Below are 20,218 nucleotides of genomic sequence, written 5' to 3' on the forward strand. Positions count from 1 at the left end.
GATAATCCTGCTGTATCAGTGATGCCGCGGGGTAATCCACCGCGGCAGTGGGATAAAAGGCTGACCTGCCTGTGGGGGTTAGGTGAGGCCAGCAAAATCGTTGAAGTTCTTGTTGTCGGCGACCAGTTTTTCCAGCAGCGGGGCCGGCTGGAACCAGTGCTTACCGTGTTCGCCGAGACGCTCCCGATAGGACTGAAGCGCAGCGAGGATATAGGCCAGACCGGTTTCATCGGCGTACTGCATGGGGCCGCCGCGCCAGGCCGGGAAGCCGTAGCCGTAGAGATAAACCAGATCGATATCGCTGGAGCGGCTGGCGATCCCTTCCTCCAGGATTCTGGCTCCTTCGTTGATCATCGAGAAGATCATGCGCTCGACGATCTCCTGATCGCTGATCTCGCGTTGTTCCACGCCTAGTTCGGCAGCCAGATCGCTGGCCAGCTGAACGACTTCCGGGTCCTCTTTCTGCTCGCGCCCTTCATAGATGTAAAAGCCGCGGCCGGTTTTCTGGCCATAGCGGCCGAGCTCATAGAGCTTGTCGGCGATGACGGCGTAGGTAGGGTCATGGGCGAGTTCATCGCGGCGGGATTCGCGCACCAGGTAGCCCACGTCGCCGCCGGCCAGGTCCGCCATGGAGCAGAAGCCCATCGCCATGCCGAACTCGGTCAGCGCGCGGTCGATCTGTGCCGGAGAGGCGCCTTCCAGGACCATGCGTGCTCCTTCGCGGCCGTAGCACTCCACCATGCGATTACCGACAAAGCCGAAGCAGACGCCGACCACTACCGGTACTTTGCGAATCGCCTTGGCCATCTGCAGGCTGGTCACTATCACATCGTCGGCGGTCCTGGCGCCGCGCACTATTTCCAGCAACTTCATGACGTTGGCGGGGCTGAAGAAATGCAGACCGATCACGTCCTCGGGACGGGAGGTCGCTGAGGCAATTTCATTCACATCGAGCGTCGACGTGTTGGTGGCAAGAATGGCGCCTGGCTTGCAGACCTTGTCCAGGGTTTCAAACACCTGCTTCTTGATGGCCATGTCCTCGAAGACCGCCTCGATCACCAGGTCGACCTCTTTCAGGTCATCGTAGCTGGTGGTGCCCTTCAGTAGCCCCATACGCTGTTTGATTTGCTCCACAGACAGCTTGCCTTTCTTGGCACTGATTTCGTAGTTGGTGCGAATCACGCCGATACCGCGGTCCAACGCCTCGCCATTGAGATCCAGCAGGGTGGTGGGAATACCTGCATTGATAAAGTTCATGGCGATGCCGCCGCCCATGGTGCCGGAACCGATCACGGCGACGCTGTTGATTGGGCGCGCCGGTGTCTTGGGGTCAACACCCGGCACCTTGGTGTTGGCTCGCTCGGCGAAGAACAGGTGCTGCTGGGCCCTGGCCTGGGGAGTCTGCACGCACTCCAGAAACAGTTCCTGCTCTCGCTTGAGTCCCTCTGCCAGCGGCAGTTCGATGGCAGCCTCGACAGCCTGGATACAGCGCTCGGGGGCGTAGTAACCGCGGGTCTGGCGGGCGATGGAATTGCGGAACTCGGCAAAGAAATTCTCGGGCAGCTTGCTGGTGTCCACCTCCATGTCGGCACAGCTGCGCAGCGGGGCGTCGATTGCCAACAGTTCCTTCACGTATTCGACGGCTTCAGTCAGGAAGTCACCATCGTCGCTTGCGACCTCGTCGACGAATCCCGCTTGCAGCGCCTGTGCCGCGGATACCGGTATGCCGCTGGTGATCATTTTCACCGCCGTTTCGGCGCCCGCCAGACGGGGCAGGCGCTGGGTGCCACCGCCGCCGGGCAGAATACCCAGGTGCACTTCCGGTAGGCCGAGTTTGGCTTTCGGGTGCGCGAAGCGGTAATCACAGGCCAGCGCCAGTTCCAGGCCGCCGCCGAGGGCTGCGCCGTTGATCGCGGCGATGACTGGCTTGGGTGACTTCTCGAGCTGCTCGAGCACCATCGGCAGGTGAGGTTCGGCAATCGCATCCGGGCTGCCGAATTCGCTGATATCGGCACCACCGCAGAACAGCTTGCCGGCTGAAGTGATGATGATGGCCTGTACGCCGTCGTCAGCCAGTGCATTCTCATAGCCGGCCTTGATGGCGCGGCGCAGCGGCAGCCCGAGACCATTTACCGGGGGGCTGTTGAGGGTAAGGATCCCGATTTTTCCGGACTGGCTATAGGTTACAAGTTCACTCATGAACAACGACTCCGTCATTACTGAAAACTCCCATCGCGTAGCTGTGCTAGCAGAAAATAAAAAGAGGGCATTCCGCGGCAACACCCACTTTCAGGGGTAAATTGCGGATTCGTTAACACCATTTTTTCTATTTATTAGCGTATGGAGAAACCGGCATGTGGAGGGATATGAATTCTTGACATTGTCGAATGAATTGCTGGCACCCGGCTATCGGATTGCCAAACGAAAGATTAATCTTTCTGCTCGGTGAACAATAACGTCTGCGAGACAATATCGCTTGCGGTTTTATGGCGGTGCAGTTTTCCCTTTCGCTCAAACAGGTGGTACTGCGGCCAAGAGAGAGCTGAATGAATCTGAATCGATACGACCTGAACCTTTTTGTGGTTTTCGACACCATCTTCCGGGAGCAGAGCTTGACCCGGGCCGGGGAAGCCCTGTCCATTTCCCAGCCATCCGTCAGTAACGCCTTATCGCGCTTGCGGGTGATGTTTGGTGATCAGCTTTTTATCCGCAGTGGTCGAAAAATGCTACCGACACCGGCGGCAAAAAGTATCAGTGCTCAGGTGAAAGAAGCGCTGAAGCTGATGCAGCAAAGTATTGATTCGACTGGATCATTCGACCCCGCCTCGGATCGCCGCAGTTTTTCGGTAAGCATGAACAATATCCTTCAGGGGATATATATGCCGGGAATTTATCGTCAAATCCATGCTCGTGCGCCGCACATGGTTCTGAGAATACTGACCTCACCCCGCGATGAGCTGGTGAGTGAGCTGGCCGCTGGAAAGGTTGATGTCGCCGTCGATGGAGGGTTTCTGGCCGACTCGGATCTCTATTCCAGGCGATTGTTCAGTGACCGCTATGTTTGTGTGGTGCGTCACGACCATCCGCTGGTTTCAGACAGTCTGGACGTGGACCAGTACCTGGCGCTACAGCATGTACATAGCAGCGGTTGGGGTGAGCCTGGGATTGGGTGTGTCGACATTGCTCTCAAAAAAATGGGGCAGGAACGCGGCATCAGCTTGACGATCACAAACCATCAGAGTGTCTTCCCCCTGGTTGCCCAGTCGGATCTGGCCGCAACGGTTCCCCGCTCCCTGGCAAAAAGCTACGACCTCAAAATTCTCGAGCTTCCAGTCAAGGTCGCGAAGGTTGAAACTTTTCTCTACTGGCACGAGAGCGCCGATCAGGATGAGGCCAACCGCTGGGTTCGCGAGCAGATAGTGTCCTACGTGGACAGCGTTGCAGGGGAAGAGCAAGGACTTGGTAAAAAGGACAGGAGTAGTTTGCCAATACGGATCCCTGAGCAGCGACTAGAGCTGCACAGGGTCGCTATTTAAAAATAGATGAGAGTAGGAATATGCTGAACCTGGATAGCCATAAAAAGAAAAGTTACAGATTCGCATCGGTTGCCGCAGTGCTTTTGGGCGGCACCTTGACGTTGAATATGGCACTTGCGGCGGATACTGATTATTCACCCTATGCAGGGCGCGATATACCTGATCAGTTGCTGTGGGGTGATACCCACCTGCACACGGCCTTTTCGACTGATGCCGGCATGATTGGCACTACCCTGGGGCCGAATGACGCTTACCGGTTCGCCAAGGGGGAAGTGGTGACCTCCAGCAGCGGGCAGCGCGTAAAGTTGTTGCACCCGCTGGATTTTCTGGTGGTTGCCGATCATGCAGAAAACCTCGGGTTGCCCGTATTGCTGAAGGAGGGAAACAAGACCCTGCTGAGCACCGAATTCGGCAAGTTGTTGTATGGACTCTCCCTGGAAGGTAAGGGTATTGACGCTTTCAAGGCCTGGGGCGGAGCTCAGGCGAAGGGCAAGGATCCGGTCGGTAACCGGGAGCTGAATGCGATCATGTGGCAGCGCTCTCTGGATATTTCGGCATCCCACAACCAGCCCGGCCGTTTTACCGCACTGCTCGGCTACGAGTGGACCTCTTCCATCGACGCCAACAATCTGCATCGCGTAGTGCTGTTCCGCGATAACGAGGATCGCGTTTCGCAAATTGTGCCTTTCTCCAATTTTGATTCTTCCGATCCGGAAAAGCTATGGCAGTGGATGGCGGCCTATGAGCAGAAAACCGGCGGCGAGATACTGGCGATTCCCCACAACGGCAATCTCAGCAATGGCCTGATGTTTGCGCCCGAGACTTTCGACGGTCGTCCTATTGACCGCTCCTATGCGGAAAAACGGATGCGCTGGGAACCGCTCTACGAGGTGACGCAGATGAAGGGTGATGCCGAGACACATCCCAGTCTGTCGCCGGACGACGAGTTTGCCGATTACGAAACCTGGGATAAGGGCAACTTCGGCATGTATGGCAAAAAGCCCGAGATGTTGCCTCACGAATATGCCCGCTCGGCCCTCAAACTGGGGTTGGAGCAGGAGGCGAAGCTTGGCGTCAACCCGTTCAAATTCGGCATGATCGGCAGCACCGATGCGCACACCGGCCTTCCCACGACGAGGGAGGATAACTTCTTTGGCAAAATCAGCTTGGCGGAACCCGGATTGCCGACACGCATGTCGCTGCCAATTACCGGCATGGTGCCGTCGCAAGATGGTGCCGATGTGGTGATCCGCCACTGGCAGGCGTCCTCATCGGGCCTGGCTGCGGTATGGACGCGGGAAAATACCCGCGAGGCGATTTTCGATGCGCTCAAGCGCAAAGAGGTGTATGCCACTACGGGCACCCGCATCAAGGTGCGCCTGTTTGCCGGCTGGGATTTCCAAAAGAACGATGCCTATGCCAGCGATATCGCGGCACTGGGCTACGAGAAGGGCGTGCCGATGGGCGGTGACCTGAGTGCCGCGCCGGAGGGGGCTGCGCCACAGCTGCTGATCCAGGCTGCCCGCGATCCCGACGGCGCCAACCTCGACCGCTTGCAGGTGGTGAAGGGCTGGCGCGATGTCTCCGGCGAGCTGCACGAGCAGGTCTATAACGTCGCGGTCGATAAGTCCCGCACTATTGATGCTGGCGGGCAGGTAGCACCGGTGGGCAACACGGTCGATCTGGAAACTGCCAGTTACGACAACAGCATCGGTGCCCCGGAGCTAGCCACCGTTTGGCGCGATCCCGATTTTGACCCAGCGGAACGCGCATTCTATTACGTGCGGGTGCTGGAGATTCCGACACCGCGCTGGACCGCCTATGATCGGGTGCGCCTCGGCAGTGAGGTGCCCGCGGAGGATAGCCAGATTACCCAGGAGCGCGCCTATACCTCGCCAGTCTGGTATACCCCTTGAATTGATGGCACCGGAGAGGTAGTTGCATGTCCGTTCTCGCCAAATTTCGCTGTGTGATCCGCGATCCACTGGTGCATTTTCTCCTCGCCGGTGGTGTCGTCTTCGCTCTGCTATCAGCCATGCAGCCGACCGCTGAGCGTCCGCGCCAGATAGTCGTCAACGACGAAACGCTGGTGCTGTTTTTGCAGTACCGCAACAAGTCATTCCAGTCGGACAAGGCGAGAGCCTCTTTGGCGGCGATGAGTGCGGAAGAGCGCCAGACCCTGGCTGATGAATTTGTGCGCGAGGAGGTACTGTTCCGGGAAGCGCAGCGCCTGGGGTTGGCGGAAAGCGACTACATGATCCGTCTGCGGCTGGTGCAGAAGATGGAATTTGCCCTGCAGGATTTTGCCGAGGCGGAAACCGTTATTGACGACGCCGAGCTGCAGAGCTTTTATCTGGCCAATAAGGCGCGCTATGCCGAGCCCGGCCGGCTGACGTTCACCCACGTGTTTATCTCTGCCGAACGCTGGGGGGAGGAAGCGCTGGCGCGGGCCGAGGCGTTGCGCCAGCGGCTGAACGAGCAAGGTGTCACCGCGCGCGAGGCCGGCGGTTTCGGCGACCGTTTCCCCTACCACCGCTATTATGTCGAGCGCAGTGACGACTACCTTGCGGGCCATTTCGGTCGCGCTTTCGTTGAACAGTTGTGGCAGCTGCCAATGACTGAAAAGGAGGGGAGCCACTGGTCGATGCCGCTGCGTTCTGAATTCGGCTACCACCTGGTGCTGTTGTCGAAGCGGGAGATGCCGCGCCAGCCCGGGTTTGCCGAGCTGCGTGAGCGCTTGTTGGCTGATTATCGCAGGCAGCGAGCCAGGGAGAATCAACAGCGCGCAATCTCTTCGCTGATCGACCGCTATCAGCGGATTGAGGGCTGACCGATGAAAGCGCGCCTGCTGACATTGCTTGCTGTTTCCCTCATCTGCGGTGCAGTGTCCGCGCACGAAAACCGCCTGCTGCAGGTGCAAATCGACCAGTTGAACGATCAGCTCTACGGGGTGCGCCTGCAGGTGCCGCCATCGGTGGCGCCGGACAATCAACCGAGCGTGCAGATGCCCGTCGACTGCCGGGCGCGCAGTGAAGCGCTCTACTACTGCGCGCAGCCTCTTCAGGGGCAGACACTGGAGATCCGCTATGCACGCTACAACCCCTCGGTCTCCACGCTGATACAGCTGCATTGGCTTAGTGGTGAAACCCGCTACCAGGTACTGGCGGCCGAAGACGCCCAGTGGACAGTGCCGGCCCCGGAAACTGTGGCCGGGATAGCCAGCGAATATTTTCGCCTGGGTGTGATTCATATTCTCGCCGGTTGGGATCACCTGCTGTTCCTGTTCTGCCTGTTGCTGTTGGCCGCTGAGCCGCGCAGGGTGGTAATGACCCTGAGTGGCTTTACGCTGGCCCACAGCCTGACCATGGTGGCGGCGGCGCTGGAGTGGGTGCAGGTGCCGGTTGCCGCGGTAGAGGCGGTCATTGCCCTGAGCGTGCTGTTTCTCGCGCGGGAATTATTGGGTAATCGCCGTGATAGCTACACGTTTCGCTATCCGGTGCTGGTGTCGGTCAGTTTTGGGCTGATTCACGGCTTCGGTTTTGCGGCGGCGCTCGCCGAGATTGGTTTGCCGCAGACGGCGCTGGTAACCGGCCTGACGCTCTTCAACCTGGGAGTGGAAGCGGGGCAACTGCTGCTGGCGTTGGCCTGGCTGGCAGTGGTGTCGCTGGTCCGGCCCCGGTGGTCGCCGGAGCGATTCCGCCAGCCTGCACTCTACCTGATGGGAATCGTCGCCGGTTACTGGTTTGTCGAGCGCAGCCTGGGGGTGGCATTACTGGGCCTGTCTTGATGGTGAATTTTCGCTGCGGATTTATCCCTGCATCTCAATCAACAGAGCCCGTCAAAATGTCGGTGGGGGATTGTCAAGACTCAAGGCAGCCTGCACTGAAAAAACTCGTTTAGCCGTGGGTGCATGACAAAGTGACTGGTGTAGATTGTTGGCCAGAATATACGGGAGTGAATACTTAAATGTTCAAGATGAATATTGATACCCAGACGGAGGTGAATGCCCCTGCTGGCAAAGTATGGGATTTGCTGGTCAGCTTCAGTGCTTACAATGACTGGAATCCGATGCTAAAGAATGTTCAAGGGGAGTGCAGGGTTGGTGAGCCAATTCGGTTCGAGGTGTCGATTGGCGGGCGTAAACCAATGTTGCTCAAGGCGAGAATTAGTCGCAATGAAGAGGGGCGCATCCTGAGTTGGCGGGGCGGGTCAGCACTGCTGGGCGGAGAGCACTATTTTCGAATTGAGTCGATCGACGACCAGAGGGTTCGCCTCTATCACGGCGAACGTTTTTGGGGCTTGTTGTTACCGATGATGCGGAAAAAGTTGTCAATGGCAAAACCACTTTATAAGGCAGTTAACGATGCTCTGAAGGTGCAACTGGAATCCACTTTCGAGTAATGACGAGCTGGCTGTGTCAGCAGGTGGCGGATCCGAACTGGCTGAATAGAGTAATGGCACCGCTGGATGTTGGAAAAATGCCTTAAAAACGCGGCTATTCGACCGCGCTGAGAAGACTATCTGGATTCAGTTCGTCAATGGCTGTGTCCCGTGCCCTTTGGGTGCGGCCACGCGCAATGTCGGATCACCGTGCGACAGTATTTTATAGGCTGTTTTTGCATACCCCTCTATGCCTCCGCCATCATCGTATTTTTTAGCCTGCGCATGCCGAGGAGCCAGCGATCGTAGTCGGCGGCCTTGTTCTGCATGTATTTCTGAACTTCGCGGTGCGGCAGAATCAGAAAGCTCTCTTGCGCCAGCCCCTGGACGACAAAATCACACAGTTCCTCGGGTTCCATAATGCCGTTTACCCCGGCCACGCCGCCGTCTTTGATGCCCTCGTCCTCGCCGGCGGTGACCATCGGCGTGTTGACCGCCTGCGGACAGAGACACGACACCTTGATCCCCCGGTCGCCGAATTCAATTGCGAGGGATTCGGCAAAGCCCACGGCGGCATGCTTGGTTACGGCATAAGTGGTCGTGCATGGCTGGTTCAGCAGGCCGGCAGCCGACGCGGTATTGAGAAAGTAGCCCTCGCCCCGCTCCAGCATATAGGGCAGGGCGGCGCGGGCGGAATACACATGGCCCATCAGGTTGACGCCCAGGGCCCGCTGCCACTGTTCATCAGTGGCGGTGAGCGGATTGTCTATGGAGATGATACCGGCATTGCAACAGAAGAGATCGACGCGCCCCTGTTCGGTGATGACCCGGGCTACCAGTGCCTGGATCTGTTCCTCGCTGGTAACGTCGCAAACCTGCGTGCTGGCACGGTCGCCGAGGCTCGCCGCCGCCGCGGACAGCTGCTGGTCATTGAGGTCGGCGAGATAGACGCGCGCGGCGCCCTCTTCAATAAAACGCTTGCTCATTGCCAGGCCGATACCGCTGGCGGCCCCGGTAACAATGATCACCTTGTCTCGTAATTGCATGACAGTTTCCTGAGTTTATTTATTGGCTTCACATCGCCAAACAGTGCCGAACTTACCAGTGCACTGGCAATTAGCCCCCACCAATGAAAGGAATCGGCCGGCATCCCCGCCAGCTGATCTTTTCGTGGTGAAAAGTTCTGCTGCGCCGTTACAGGCGTTCTGGCGGCGTTAGAAAGCGGGCGATACTGGCCAGCTTTTGCTGAATCTGCTTGATCTCCATCATTGCAATGCTGCGCTGGTGCACCTGATCGGGGCCGTCAGCAATCTGCAGGATGCGACCGTGGGTATACAGGTCCACCAATGGGGTGTCGGAAGTGAAACCCATGCCGCCGAATATCTGCATAGCGCGGTCGGCGACTTTGGCCAGCATCTCCGGCACCACAGCCTTGATCATCGCGATCTCCTTGGCCGCGACCTTGTTGCCAACCTCGTCCATCATCCAGGCCGCCTTTAGCACCAGCAGGCGAGCCTGATCGATCTCCATGCGGGAGCGGGCGATTGATTCGCGCACTTGGCCGTGTTGATACAGGTACTTGCCAAAAGTTTTGCGCTCCTGGGAACGGGCCACCATCAGGTCCAGAGCCAGTTCCGCCTGGCCGATGGCGCGCATGCAGTGATGGATGCGGCCCGGCCCCAGACGGGCCTGTGCCATAGCAAAGCCTTCGCCCTCGCCGCCGAGAATGTTGGTTACAGGCACTCGGACATCACGGAAGGTGATTTCGCAGTGCCCTTCGGGAGAGAAGTGGTTGAGCACTTTCGGATTACGCACGACGGTCACACCGGGAGCATCCCTGGGTACAAGGATCATACTCTGTTGACGATGGCGCTCGGCTTCGAAGTTGGTTTTGCCCATCAGAATGAAGAGTGTGCAGTTAGGGTGGTCAGCGTTGGTGATAAACCACTTGCGGCCGTTGATGACGTACTCGTCGCCGTCGCGAACAATGCTGGTGGTGATGTTGGTCGCGTCGGAGGAGGCTACATCTGGTTCGGTCATTGCAAACGCTGAGCGAATCTCACCGTTCAGCAGAGGCTTCAACCACCGCTCGCGCTGTTCCGGAGTCGCGAACAAGTGCAACAATTCCATGTTGCCGGTATCCGGGGCGCTGCAATTGAATACCTCGGAAGACCAGAAAACGCGGCCCATGATTTCCGCCAGGGGAGCATATTCCAGATTGGTCAGGGGAGTGCCGGGCTCACCGTCACCCAAGTGCGGCAGAAACAGGTTCCAGAGTCCTTCCTCTTTGGCGAGCGCTTTGAGGTCCTCCATAAAGGATACGGGAAAATTCTTCTGCTCGTAAACTTCTTCATTCCACTGGCGAATGCGAGGGATGATGTGTTCGTCCATAAAGGCATGCAGCTTGCGCTGCATCTCTCTGGTTTTATCACTGTATCCGAAATGCATAATCTTTTCCGAGTTGGTGCCGCGAATAGCAGTGTGAGAATCACTGCTATGCGACTGGTACTTGAGCGATCGTCGGTGCGGAAATTTTCACGGCGTCGACAGCGCTATAGAAAAAACAAGATAGCGAAGCGTAAGGTATCGCTGAAGTTTATTTTCGGAATATCGAAATATAAGTGTTGTTTATAAGGGTTCGGTCTATGAAGGCTAACCGAAAAAATAGCTGGCTTTGCCAATTTTTAGCAGGGTGGCGGGGTGATTTTAAGGAAGAGTTCGCGCCGTGATCATAGCGACCACGGAGCAGGAATTTGATTGCAATAGTACCCTTGTTTCAGGGGCTCAACAGGCGATTCACCAGTGGGCGATATCCGGAGGGCAGAATTCTTTGTATCCAGTCCAGCAGATAGGCGCCCCCGGTAACCCTGATGCGTTTTTTACCGGCGGCGACGCCCTTGAGAATCAGGCGCGCCGCATCGGCGGGCGGCATACCTCTCTTTTCAAATGCTTCGATGGTCTCTCTGGGGCCATCGACTGCCTTGACGATATTGGTGGCGATGACACCCGGGTGCACCGAGCTGACTTTTACACCGCGGGGTGCAAGCTCGGTGATCAGGGATTCGGTATAACCGCGAACGGCAAATTTGGTCGCACAGTAAGGGGCACAGCCAGCGGGGGCGATCAGGCCGAAAATACTCGACAGGTTGACCAGATGGGAACCGGGATTGGCCAGCAGTGCAGGCATGAATTCGTGACTGCCATGAATGACGCCCCAGAGGTTGACGTTGATTACCCGTTCGTACTCGGCGTAATCCAGCTCGTCGCAGCTGACATTGCGGTTGGCCACACCGGCGTTATTGATGACGAGATCAATCTGCGGGAATTCCCCAATGATTTTTTTTGCATATAGGTGAAAGGCCTCGCGATCCCCGACATCGAGTTGCTCGGACAGTAACTGCTGCTGATCCGTGATCGGCAGCATTGCAACGGTTTCTGTCAGGGAAGAGGCATTGATATCGGATATCGCCAGATTGCACCCCTGAGCCGCCAGTTGTATGGCCAGCTCCCGGCCGATTCCACTGCCGGCGCCGGTCAGAACCGCGTATTTATTCGCAAAGTAACTCACGTTCTTTTATTCCTCTCTTAGTACCAGGCTGGACGCATGTCGAAGTTGGTACTGTCCCCGTTGAGCAGTAGTTGTGCCTGATAATCGGTTTGCGGAAGCTCCCAGCGGATGTAGTAACGAGCCGCCTGCAGTTTGCCGGAGTAGAATGCGCGCTCGTCGTCACCTTCGGCGTTCTCCAGCGCAGCGGCGGCAACCACCGCCTGGCGCAGCCATAGCCAGGCAACGACCACCTTACCGAACATATCGAGCAGTAGTGTCGCATTGGCCAGCCCGCGATCGACGTCGAGTTGCAACTGTTTCATCAGCGAATAGACGGTTTCCTGGAAGGTGGCCATGGCGCGGGTCAGCGGTTCGGACAAGTCGGCAATTTCCGCAAACTTGGCCGCCTGGATGGCAGTGGCTTGCATTTGTTGCAGTAAAAGCGGCATAGCGTCTTTGAAATACATGGGCAGCTTGCGCCCAAGCAGGTCGAGTCCCTGGATGCCCTCGGTGCCCTCGTGGATGGGGTTGAGGCGGTTGTCGCGGTAGAGCTGCTCGACCGGATATTCGCGGATATAGCCGGAGCCGCCCAGCACCTGGATAGCCAGATCGTTAGCGGCCACGCCGTAACGGGACGGCCAAGATTTTACGACGGGAGTGAGCAGATCCAGCAACATGCGCGCATGTTCGCGCTCCGACTCCGTAGGCGCTGTGCGCTCATCTTCATATAGATGGCTGGCGTGCAGAATCAGCGCCAGGGCGCCCTCCGCATAAGCCTTCTGCGCCAACAGCATACGCCGCACATCGGCATGCTCGATAATAGGCACCTGCCTGCTCTGCGGAGATTTGTTGGAGGGCAGGCGACCCTGCGGGCGGTCCTTGGCATATTGCAGCGAGGTAGTGAATCCGCGATAGGCCAGTGCGGTAGCGCCGAGGCCGACGCCGATGCGTGCCTCGTTCATCATCTGGAACATGTACTGCAGGCCTTTGTTGGGCTCGCCGAGCAGATAGCCTACGGCGCCTTCCTGTTCACCGAAGGTGAGTACGGTCGACGTCTGTTGGCGCACGCCCATCTTGTGCAGCAGGCCGGCCAGGTGCACGTCGTTGCGCTCACCGACAGAGCCATCGTCATTGACCAGAAACTTGGGCACGATAAACAGTGAAATGCCCTTGGTTCCCGCCGGGGCGCCTTTGATCCGGGCCAGTAGCAAGTGAACGATATTGTCCGTCAGCTCGTGATCCCCGCTGGAGATAAACATTTTCTGACCGAAGATTCGGTAGCTGCCATCTTTGCTCAGTTCTGCGGTGGTCTTGATATCCGCGAGCGCAGAGCCCTGATCCGGCTCGGTGAGTGCCATGGTGCCGGCGAAGCTGCCGTCCTGCATCGGAGGCAGATAGCGGGCCCGCTGTTCGGGGGAGCCAAAGCTGTGAATCAGGTTTGCCGCGCCGATCGTCAGTCCGGAATAGCCGAATACGGAAAAGTTTGCGGCCATCAAATAGGCCGAAATGGCACTGCAAATAGGAAAGGGCAGCTGCATGCCGCCGTCTTCGAAGTCGTAATGCGACGCGAGAAAACCGGCCTCGGCAAATGCATCCCAGGCTTCTTTGGTCTCGGTATTCAGTGTGACGGTTTCGCCGTCGAAGGTGGGTTCGTTTTCGTCCCCTTTGGCGTAGTGCGAAGCGAAATGGCGTTCGGCGACCGTCTTGGCGGTTTCCAGCGTAGCATTGAAGACTTCGAGGTCATGCTCCTGGTAACGGGGGCGCTGTAACAGTGCCGCGGTATCCAGCACTTCATAGAGTTGAAAGGCGATATCGCGGTCGTTTAGGTAATCTGGGCTCATGGTGTTATTAGTGTCCGGTTTACTTCATGATGCGATCAGCTTGCGGTGACGCTGAAATTCGGCGGAAAGCCTGATGGCACTGGTTGGGCACCTTTTCTCATTGCTCCCGCTCATTGAAAGCGGGCGCGGATCGATGCTCAGATGCCGCAGCTAATATCCACGGTTCTGTTTTCTATGATTGTTGATTTGGCAGAAGCCTCGGATAGTGGTTGAAGACAAGTTGTTATTATTTCCCGCCAGCGCGGCAAGGGACGCTGTCAGTCCCCATTTTTCAATCAGCCAATTGCCTGTTCAATTCCGGCACTTGTTCTTGGTGGCTCTGCGGGCGAGCTTCGCCGCTTCATAGCAGGGTTTGACTTGCCAGTCGGTGATCCCAATCGGTGGGCCAGCGCCTGCCCAAATCTTCCTTGACCTTCAAGTCACAGATTTTCCATGTCACTGCAGGCCATTTTCTTGACCCTGGGTCTTACACTGCTACCATACCGACCAGTTGGTTGGTTTTGACCAAAAATGTCTGGGAGGTCACATGTCCAAGGTCGATAAAGAAGCCATTATTCGCGCCGCAGAAGAGGTGGTGCGGGAGAAGGGAGCGCGCAAGCTCACCCTCGACGCAGTGGCCGCGCAGTGCGGCCTTAGCAAGGGCGGGCTTGTACATCACTTTCGCACCAAGCAGGCGCTGCTGCAGGCGATGCTGGAATCGGCAATCGGTTGCGAAACGGAATTGGCGGAGGAGTATGCCGCCGGCGGCGGTGAAACTGGCGGCCCACTGGCATCCCGTATTCACTCCATGTTTGCGTTGATGGAGGACGAGAAGAGCCTGCCGCGCGCTCTGATCGCTGCGGTGGCCGAAGACCCGGCGCTGTTGGAGCCGATCAAGTCCAAAGAGGCCAAGGTCCGCAGCGAGTTATTGACTACCTGTAGCGACCCGGAGATGGCTCTCTTGTTGCTTTCCGCCGCCCGCGGTCTGTTTCTTGGACGCGTGCTCGGCGTTCTGGATTCCGATGATCCCATTTTCGAGCGCCTGCACACACGCCTGCTGAAGCTGGCGGCCGACCTCGACTGATTTTTCTGATTGATCCCTGTAATCCCCAAATCGAGTTTCTGGGTACTGAATATGAAATTGTCCGGTAATGTCCGTTTTCCATTGGTTCTGCTGCTGGCAATTACAGCAGCCCTTGCGGGTTGCTCCGATTCCGGTAGCGGCGAGCAGCAGGTCGAGCGCCAGTGGCCGGTAAAAGTCGCCACCGTTTCCAGCGACGGAGAGATCAGCCAGCGCCAGTTCGCCGGGCGGGTCAAAGCGGTGCAGACCGTAGACCTGTCGTTTCAGGTCGGCGGCAAGTTGGATCAGCTGCATTTCCGTGAGGGTGAGATTATTCCCAAGGGCAAGCCCGTAGCAGCCCTTGATGATCGCGACTTTCGTCGCCGGGTAAAAGAGGCCCGCGTCAACCTCGAGCTGCTGGAGAAAACCCTGGCCCGCCAGCGTTCCCTGGCGGAGCGCAATGTGATTTCTCAGCAGCAGCTGGATGAAACCGAAACCAATTACGATCTGGCGAAGGTGACGCTGGAAAAAGCCGAACAGGACCTGGCATACACGAAGTTGAGCGTGCCTTTTGACGCGCTGGTGACACGCCAGTTGGTAGAGAACTTCACCAACGTGCAGCCGGGACAGGGCATCGTCCGTCTGCAGAATGTTTCGGAAGTGCGGATACAGGTATCGGTACCGGAAAAACTGCTGGCGACGGCAAGCCGGGAGCGGGTGGACTCGATTACCGCGACTTTTGAGTTTCTACCGGGACAGGAATTCCCGCTGGAATATCGCGAACACCAGGCGGAAGCCGACACCGTAACCCAGACCTATATCGTCGAGCTGGGCATGCCGCGGCCGGAGAATGTGCAGATACTGCCGGGTATGACCGCGCGGGTAAACCTGAAGCTCAACCAGGACCGGGGCGACCTGTGGGTACCGCTGTCTGCAGTGCAGAACAGCGCGGACGGATCACCTTTCGTGTGGCAAATCAATGACGATCAGTCTGTATCGAAGACTCAGGTCGAGTTGGGGCGTACCGACGGTGACGTGGTGCAGGTCACCGCGGGCGTGCAGCCGATGATGAAACTGGTCGCAGCCGGTGGGCAACACCTTTATGAAGGGGCAAAAGTGCGCAATTACGCACAGCAGTCCGGCCAGTAAATTGGCCAACCCTGACACAACTGGGGAAGTATCGTGAAGATTTCTGATGTATTTATCGAGCGGCCAGTCTACAGCTGGTTGCTGATGCTGATCTGCCTCGTTGGCGGCCTCTGGGGACTGTCGGATATCGGCCGTCTTGAGGATCCGGCCTTTACCATTAAGGAAGCCCGCGTTTTCACCGCCTACCCGGGCGCCAGTGCACGACAGGTAGAGGAAGAGGTTACCGAGAAGCTCGAGGTTGCCATCCAGCAGATGGGACAGCTCAAGCGCATTTCTTCCACTTCCCGCCCGGGCATGTCGGAAATCCGCGTGCAGATCAAAGATCAATATGCCTCAGAAGAACTGGCACAGGTCTGGGACGAACTGCGCCGCAAGGTCCGCGATGCCCAGGTCCAGCTGCCCCGCGGGGCGAGGGAATCTGTGGTCAACGATGATTTCGGCGAGGTTTTCGGTATCTACTATGCCGTGACCGGCGAGGGTTTTTCCCCGACCGAGATGCGCGAGATCACCAAGGTGATCCGCCGCGAGCTGCTCACCGTGGAGGGTGTTGCCAAGGTTTCGCGTTCCGGTGTTATCGATGAGGCCGCTTATCTCGACATCGATGAATCGCGGCTCGCGCACTTCGGCTTTTCGCTCGATGACCTGGCGCAGGTACTGCAGTCGGAAAGTACTGTTCAGCAGGTTGGACAAATTGAGGGCAGCGATCTGCGCACCCGCATTGTGGTGGACAACCAGGCCAGTGACCTGGAGGCTGTCCGCAATATCCTGGTGGGCGTGCCCGGTTCAACTGCGATGCTGGCGGTGCGGGACATCGCCAATGTCTCACTCGGATACGATGACAACCCGAGTTTTATCGCCCGTTTCAATGGCAAACCCGCCATTCTGATCGGCGTGGCCGGGGCGCAAAACACCAATATCGTGGACGTCGGCAAGTCCGTGGAGGCGAAGCTTGCCGAGCTGGAGCACGGCTTGCCGCTGGGTATCGAGATCCATCCGGTCTACGAGCAGCATCGCGTCGTCGGGGAAAGTGTCGACGGCTTTCTGCTCAACCTGATCTCTTCGGTGGTGATCGTCACCCTGGTGCTGTGTGTGTTTATGGGCTGGCGCTCCGGAGTTGTCGTCGGCACAGTACTTGGGCTGACGGTGCTGGGCACGGTATTGATCATGAATCTGCTCGGTCTCAACCTGCAGCGGATTTCTCTCGGCGCGCTGATTATTGCGATGGGCATGCTGGTGGATAATGCGATCGTGGTTGCCGAGGGCATGCTGATGGGGGTGCAGAACAAAGAGTCACCGCAGAGTGCCGCCGGCCGCGTGGTGCGCCAGACTTTCTGGCCGCTGCTGGGTGCGACCATTATTGGCATCATGGCATTTTCGGGTATCGGCCTGTCCAGCGACGCCACCGGTGAATTCCTGTTTTCGCTGTTCGCGGTGATTGGCATCTCCCTGCTGCTGAGCTGGGTATTGGCGATTACGGTCACGCCGTACCTCGGCAATCACCTGTTCAAACCCGGAAAAGACGCGGACTCCAGTGATCCCTACAGCGGCCGCTTCTACAGCCTGTATGCCGGCGCGCTTTCCGGTGCGCTGAATCGCCGCGGCCGCACCATCGCGCTTTTGCTGGTTGTGACGTTGCTCAGCTATTTCGGCTTTGGATTCGTGAAACAGGGCTTTTTTCCGAACTCCAACGCGCCGCTGTTCTACGTGAACTACTTCCTGCCTCAGGGCAGTGACATCCACCGGACGGAGAGCGCCTTGCAGCAGGCGACGGAATTCATGCAGGCGCAGGACGAGGTGGTCTCGGTGACCTCGGTGGCGGGGCGCGGGGCGGACCGCTTTATGCTGACCTACGCACCGGAGCCGCCAAACCCTTCCTATGGCCAGTTGATTGTACGCACGGAGAATCGCGAACAGATACCGGCGTTGATCGAGCGCGCGAAAGCAGAGTTGCGCAATGCCCATCCGGAAGCACTGATCACGTTCAAGCGGCTGGTGTTCGGCCCCGGTGGCGGGGCGGACGTGGAAGTGCGCATTTCCGGCCCGGATTTCAACACGCTGCGCGCTGCGGCCGGCAATGTGGAGGACCTGTTCCGCAATAAGGGGCTGGAAGATATTCGCCACGACTGGCGCGGACGGGAGCCAACCATCCGCGCGTACCTCGACGACGAGCGGGCACGGGTGGCGGGCGTGACCGGTGCCGACATCAGCCGCACGTTGCAGTTCGCCACCGCCGGTTACCGCGTCGGCGATTTCGAGAGTGGCGATCGAATTATCCCGATTGTCGCGCGCCTGCCGCAGGGCGACCGCAATCAGGTGGGCTCTCTACAGGATCGCCTGGTGTGGAGTCCGAACGAGCGCGGCTATATCCCCGCCGGGCAGTTGGTGGATAAATTCGAGACCACGGCGGAAGAGGGGCTGATCCAGCGCCGCAACCGCGTACCCACCATCACCATTAGCGGTGATGCCCCGGAGGGTGTCACGGCGATGGCGGCCTTCGCGCGCATTCGCGCGGAAGCGGAGCAGCTGTCGCTGCCGCCAGGTTACCGGCTAGAGTTCGGCGGCGAGTACGAGCGCTCCTCCGACGCGCAGAAAGCACTCGGTAAGGGCCTCCCGCTCGGCTTCCTGATGATGATCCTGATTTCGGTGTTGCTGTTTGGCACGGTAAAGGAGCCGGTGATTATCTGGCTGGTGGTGCCCATGTCGCTGGTGGGGGTTGTGGTCGGTTTGCTCGTCTCCGGGCTGCCATTCGGCTTTATGTCGCTGCTGGGGGTGCTCAGTCTGTCGGGCATGCTGATCAAGAATGCGGTGGTGCTGGTGGATGAAATCGAGGTGCAGACCCACGCCGGCCTGCCGCGCCTGACCGCGATCCAGCGGGCCAGTGTCAGCCGCCTGCGCCCGGTATTTCTCGCCGCAGTTACCACCATACTCGGTATGTCGCCGCTGCTGTTCGACGCCTTCTTTGCGGATATGGCGGTGACCATTATGGGTGGTCTCGGTTTCGCGACTGTGCTGACGCTGATCGCAGTACCGGTGCTCTACGCCGTTTTTCACCGGGTGAGGGCGGACGAAGTCGAGGGCCAGAAAGACACTGGGCCAAAAGAACAGGTTCGGCGCCCGTTACCGGAGCCGGCATGATCGGGCTGGCTTCGGGATTCCTATCCGGAAGATAACCTGAGCCGGGAATAGAGCGGGGCGATCGCAGGTAGTAACCTGCGGTTGCCCCGGCGTTAGTGAAGCGCTTCGTTACTTTAAAAGGGTGCTTGCGATGCCGATTGCCGGCAGTGGGATTGCGTCGATCAGTCGTCGTCGCCGTTGTCTTTTAATGTGCGCACACGGCGCAGCAGTAGCGGGCGACCGAAAACCGCGAACAATAGCAGGCCCGCGAGCAGCGCGAGCCCGGTCGGCTTGGTCTGGAAGAGGCGGACGATCAGGGCGATAGCGGCGGCGCTGGCACTAACGGCACCAAATCCGGTAATCAGGCGCAAGCCGGCGCCCTGGTAAAACGCGAGACTGCAGACGACGGTGAAAGTCACCAGGAAGGCAAGACTGGCTTCTTCCACCAGCGCGGTCAGGTCCCCCAATGCCGCAAAGACCGCGGCGGTTAATCCCAAGGCAATTACCGCGCGGTCCGGTACTCCGGCGGTATTCTCGTGATCGAGCGCCGCCGGTAATTGGCCGCCGCGGGTCACACTGCGGGCCAGTCGTGCGGTAGCAAACAGGGTGGCGTTGATGGCGGAGCCGGTGGAAAAGGCGGCGGCAATCGTCACGATAACCAGTCCGGTGACTCCCAGGGCTTTTTCCCCGGCGATCGCCAGTGCAACCTCTTTATGCAGTACCACCTGATCCGCACCGATCAGCATTGCAGTACCGACGGCGACGAGCATATACACGGCGATCACGACGACAATGGCAGAAAGCAGCGAGCGGTGGATGGTTTTGCGCGGGTTGTCGATCACGTCGTAATCGTAGGTGACCAGCTGGAACCCCTCGTAGGCCATGAAGACGGATACTGCGCCGAACAGTGCGGCGGAAACTCCCGCATCGGGTACGCCGCGGGAAAGTAGCGGCGGATTCCACTGTGCGATGCCCCAGCCGGCCAGTCCGACCAGCACAACCAGTTTGAACCAGACCATAAAAATTTCGACTTCTGCAGCTTCGCTGACACCGCGCAGGTTCAGGCCGATAAACAGGCACATGACCGCCAGGGCGGTCACCCGCGGAAACCAGGAACCCAGATCCACCACATGGGCAAGGTATTGGCCGAACGTAAAGGCATAAACCGCGTTGGTGAGGATATAGCCGACGGTGAGTATCCAGGCGAGACTGCCGGCCACGCCGGGGGCGTCAATCTTGCGCAGGTAGGTGAAGGCGCCGCCGCCCTTGGCGTAGTAGTTCGAAAGCTCTGAGTAACTGTAGCCGGCCGCCAGGGCGATCAGTCCGGCCACCAAGAAGCTCAGCCACGCCCAGGGGCCGGCGATGGAAACCACCACGCCCAGCGTGGAAAAAATGCCGCCCCCGATCATGCCGCCGACGGCCATGGACCAGGCGCCATTGAATCCCAGTTTTTCTTCTTTCGAACTCAAGCGGGTGTCGCTCCGTGCCGTAAAGGTTTCCACTGCGGAAATGCAATGATAGTGAACCCGACATGGGCCTGCGGAATCTTTCCGTGCGGACGCGCTCCTTGTATGGTTAGGGCGGCGCGAATTGCCTTTTCTCGATTCGGGCG

At 58.4% G+C, this 20,218-nt stretch carries 14 protein-coding genes; 8 read left to right on the top strand and 6 right to left on the bottom strand.

Translation table 11 applies throughout. From position 1 onward, the window contains the following. Positions 1 to 78: 78 nt before the first annotated feature. The gene (locus IG168_RS12725) at positions 79 to 2,199 is read right to left on the bottom strand and encodes a 3-hydroxyacyl-CoA dehydrogenase NAD-binding domain-containing protein (protein ID WP_193164779.1); all 2,121 of its coding nucleotides are present in this window, start codon (positions 2,197 to 2,199) and stop codon (positions 79 to 81) included. 347 nt (positions 2,200 to 2,546) lie between these two features. Between IG168_RS12725 and IG168_RS12730 the strand changes: the two genes are divergently transcribed. The 5 genes from IG168_RS12730 to IG168_RS12750 all read left to right on the top strand — a co-directional run bounded on the left by IG168_RS12730 (position 2,547) and on the right by IG168_RS12750 (position 7,937). Then, entirely contained in the window at positions 2,547 to 3,536 is a 990-nt protein-coding gene (locus IG168_RS12730; protein WP_193164780.1) for a LysR family transcriptional regulator, read from the top strand. A 20-nt stretch (positions 3,537 to 3,556) separates the two neighbouring features. Then, positions 3,557 to 5,452 (top strand): DUF3604 domain-containing protein, encoded by a 1,896-nt coding sequence (locus tag IG168_RS12735; protein ID WP_193164781.1) that lies wholly within the window; start codon positions 3,557 to 3,559, stop codon positions 5,450 to 5,452. 26 nt (positions 5,453 to 5,478) lie between these two features. Then, the gene (locus IG168_RS12740; protein ID WP_193164782.1) at positions 5,479 to 6,366 is read left to right on the top strand and encodes a peptidyl-prolyl cis-trans isomerase; all 888 of its coding nucleotides are present in this window, start codon (positions 5,479 to 5,481) and stop codon (positions 6,364 to 6,366) included. Between the two features lie 3 nt (positions 6,367 to 6,369). After that, positions 6,370 to 7,323 carry a HupE/UreJ family protein gene (locus IG168_RS12745; protein ID WP_193164783.1) on the top strand — a complete coding sequence of 318 codons (954 nt, stop codon included), beginning with the start codon at positions 6,370 to 6,372 and terminating at the stop codon, positions 7,321 to 7,323. A gap of 179 nt (positions 7,324 to 7,502) precedes the next feature. Further along, complete coding sequence (locus tag IG168_RS12750) at positions 7,503 to 7,937, top strand: SRPBCC domain-containing protein (protein WP_193164784.1); 435 nt, start codon at positions 7,503 to 7,505, stop codon at positions 7,935 to 7,937. A gap of 227 nt (positions 7,938 to 8,164) precedes the next feature. Here IG168_RS12750 and IG168_RS12755 read toward each other — a convergent pair whose 3' ends face one another. From IG168_RS12755 to IG168_RS12770, 4 genes are all read right to left on the bottom strand, one after another. Further along, entirely contained in the window at positions 8,165 to 8,962 is a 798-nt protein-coding gene (locus IG168_RS12755) for an SDR family oxidoreductase (protein WP_193164785.1), read from the bottom strand. Positions 8,963 to 9,110: 148 nt separating this feature from the next. After that, on the bottom strand, positions 9,111 to 10,364 hold the full coding sequence (locus IG168_RS12760) for an acyl-CoA dehydrogenase family protein (RefSeq protein ID WP_193164786.1): 1,254 nt from the start codon (positions 10,362 to 10,364) through the stop codon (positions 9,111 to 9,113). Between the two features lie 328 nt (positions 10,365 to 10,692). Beyond that, positions 10,693 to 11,484 carry an SDR family NAD(P)-dependent oxidoreductase gene (locus IG168_RS12765; protein ID WP_193164787.1) on the bottom strand — a complete coding sequence of 264 codons (792 nt, stop codon included), beginning with the start codon at positions 11,482 to 11,484 and terminating at the stop codon, positions 10,693 to 10,695. 17 nt (positions 11,485 to 11,501) lie between these two features. Further along, complete coding sequence (locus tag IG168_RS12770) at positions 11,502 to 13,304, bottom strand: acyl-CoA dehydrogenase (protein WP_193164788.1); 1,803 nt, start codon at positions 13,302 to 13,304, stop codon at positions 11,502 to 11,504. Positions 13,305 to 13,830: 526 nt separating this feature from the next. Here IG168_RS12770 and IG168_RS12775 point away from each other — a divergent pair. The 3 genes from IG168_RS12775 to IG168_RS12785 are packed head-to-tail and all read left to right on the top strand — an operon-like array spanning position 13,831 to position 18,627. Beyond that, positions 13,831 to 14,367 (top strand): TetR/AcrR family transcriptional regulator, encoded by a 537-nt coding sequence (locus IG168_RS12775; protein WP_193164789.1) that lies wholly within the window; start codon positions 13,831 to 13,833, stop codon positions 14,365 to 14,367. A gap of 51 nt (positions 14,368 to 14,418) precedes the next feature. Continuing rightward, on the top strand, positions 14,419 to 15,492 hold the full coding sequence (locus tag IG168_RS12780; RefSeq protein WP_193164790.1) for an efflux RND transporter periplasmic adaptor subunit: 1,074 nt from the start codon (positions 14,419 to 14,421) through the stop codon (positions 15,490 to 15,492). A 33-nt stretch (positions 15,493 to 15,525) separates the two neighbouring features. After that, entirely contained in the window at positions 15,526 to 18,627 is a 3,102-nt protein-coding gene (locus IG168_RS12785) for an efflux RND transporter permease subunit (protein ID WP_193164791.1), read from the top strand. A gap of 161 nt (positions 18,628 to 18,788) precedes the next feature. Here the strand turns inward: IG168_RS12785 and IG168_RS12790 are convergent, their stop codons facing one another. Further along, complete coding sequence (locus IG168_RS12790; RefSeq protein ID WP_193164792.1) at positions 18,789 to 20,075, bottom strand: APC family permease; 1,287 nt, start codon at positions 20,073 to 20,075, stop codon at positions 18,789 to 18,791. Between the last annotated feature and the right edge of the window lie 143 nt (positions 20,076 to 20,218).

The sequence above is a fragment of the Microbulbifer hainanensis genome (genome assembly GCF_014904735.1).
GTDB lineage: Bacteria > Pseudomonadota > Gammaproteobacteria > Pseudomonadales > Cellvibrionaceae > Microbulbifer > Microbulbifer hainanensis.

Excerpts from the sequence above, each read along its gene's own strand:
- IG168_RS12725 (WP_193164779.1), bottom strand. The coding sequence starts at position 2,199 with ATGAGTGAACTTGTAACCTATAGCCAGTCCGGAAAAATCGGGATCCTT.
- IG168_RS12730 (WP_193164780.1), top strand. The coding sequence starts at position 2,547 with ATGAATCTGAATCGATACGACCTGAACCTTTTTGTGGTTTTCGACACC.
- IG168_RS12735 (WP_193164781.1), top strand. The coding sequence starts at position 3,557 with ATGCTGAACCTGGATAGCCATAAAAAGAAAAGTTACAGATTCGCATCG.
- IG168_RS12740 (WP_193164782.1), top strand. The coding sequence starts at position 5,479 with ATGTCCGTTCTCGCCAAATTTCGCTGTGTGATCCGCGATCCACTGGTG.
- IG168_RS12745 (WP_193164783.1), top strand. The coding sequence starts at position 6,370 with ATGAAAGCGCGCCTGCTGACATTGCTTGCTGTTTCCCTCATCTGCGGT.
- IG168_RS12750 (WP_193164784.1), top strand. The coding sequence starts at position 7,503 with ATGTTCAAGATGAATATTGATACCCAGACGGAGGTGAATGCCCCTGCT.
- IG168_RS12755 (WP_193164785.1), bottom strand. The coding sequence starts at position 8,962 with ATGCAATTACGAGACAAGGTGATCATTGTTACCGGGGCCGCCAGCGGT.
- IG168_RS12760 (WP_193164786.1), bottom strand. The coding sequence starts at position 10,364 with ATGCATTTCGGATACAGTGATAAAACCAGAGAGATGCAGCGCAAGCTG.
- IG168_RS12770 (WP_193164788.1), bottom strand. The coding sequence starts at position 13,304 with ATGAGCCCAGATTACCTAAACGACCGCGATATCGCCTTTCAACTCTAT.
- IG168_RS12775 (WP_193164789.1), top strand. The coding sequence starts at position 13,831 with ATGTCCAAGGTCGATAAAGAAGCCATTATTCGCGCCGCAGAAGAGGTG.
- IG168_RS12780 (WP_193164790.1), top strand. The coding sequence starts at position 14,419 with ATGAAATTGTCCGGTAATGTCCGTTTTCCATTGGTTCTGCTGCTGGCA.